This is a genomic window from Deltaproteobacteria bacterium HGW-Deltaproteobacteria-6, assembly GCA_002840435.1.
Taxonomy (GTDB): domain Bacteria; phylum Desulfobacterota; class Syntrophia; order Syntrophales; family Smithellaceae; genus UBA8904.
In genome coordinates this window covers 1-1,117 of the sequence record PHAT01000053.1, presented here as the reverse complement: position 1 = coordinate 1,117, position 1,117 = coordinate 1, and the positions used below count along the sequence as shown (strand labels likewise).

At 47.5% G+C, this 1,117-nt stretch carries 2 protein-coding genes; one reads left to right on the top strand and one right to left on the bottom strand.

What is annotated here, in order from left to right; all coding sequences use genetic code 11:
• Positions 1-333, bottom strand: a 333-nt coding sequence (locus tag CVU71_18775) for a hypothetical protein (protein ID PKN16361.1), incomplete at its 3' end; no start/stop codon positions are given.
• A 235-nt stretch (positions 334-568) separates the two neighbouring features.
• Here CVU71_18775 and CVU71_18770 point away from each other — a divergent pair.
• On the top strand, positions 569-1,117 hold a 549-nt coding region (locus CVU71_18770), incomplete at its 3' end, for a helicase (GenBank protein ID PKN16362.1).

Genomic DNA, 1,117 nt, shown 5'->3' with positions numbered 1-1,117 from the left:
TTTAAGCAAATTTTTACCGGCGAATATTTTTTCTACCTGATCCGCACGTTCAACCGTAAATCCGATATTGATCCACTGGTTTTTCAGTTTGGCAAAGAATACGCGGTCCCGTTTGGGGCGATCATTGTCCCTTGGATACCAGATTTTAAAGTTTCCGGTTCCGTGCAGTCGCCATTTTCCGTTCCAGATAGTCAATGGTCGGACCACGATCTTTTCAATATCGGCCAGCCGGACTGTTTTTTCTTTCATGGTGGGAAAGTAATAATCATTAAAAATGATTGTATCATCTTTTATGGAAATGAGCCTGTCTGAGTAAGTAAAACCGGTCTTCATTTTTTTCTCCGGCAACTCATGGTTAGAACATTGCTTTACTGAGCTGATATTACGATCAAGATATAATTCAGCAAGCCTTATTATTCAAGCCGAATAACACATCAAACATGGATTTTTACTTAAACGGAGCAGACAAAATTGCCGCCGGATATGCTGCCTTGACATAAAGAGATATTTCAGCAATGATTATTCAATAACAGATCGGCAATTAGCAGCGGATCTCCCTGATTTCAGGATGATTATGGCCAAACTCACATTAGAAGAATGGATCGCGCGTTTAAAGAAAAATAAAAGTTTCAATGCCAATGCGGCGGCAATTGTGGAAATACCGGCAAAGCAAGGCGACTGGGAAGACTACCCCCCGTGGGTAAGTCAACGGCTTCTTTCGGTTTTGCAGGCGCGTGGGATGGAAAAGCTATACAAACATCAGGCGCAGGCCGTGCATTTCATCCGCAATGGTCAGGATGTCGTGCTGGTGACGCCGACGGCCAGCGGCAAGACGCTGTGCTACAATCTACCCGTGTTACAGAGCATTCTGGACGAACGGGAAACGCGCGCGCTGTATCTTTTTCCCACCAAGGCGCTGGCGCAGGACCAGATGCACGAAGCACACAGCCTGATCACCGACTTGCAGGCAGACATCAAAACCTTCACCTATGACGGCGACACCCCCGACGACGCGCGGCAGGCCATCCGCCGGCAGGGACACATTGTTGTCACCAATCCCGACATGCTGCACGCGGGCATTCTGCCGCATCACACCAAGTGGCAGAAGCTTTTCATG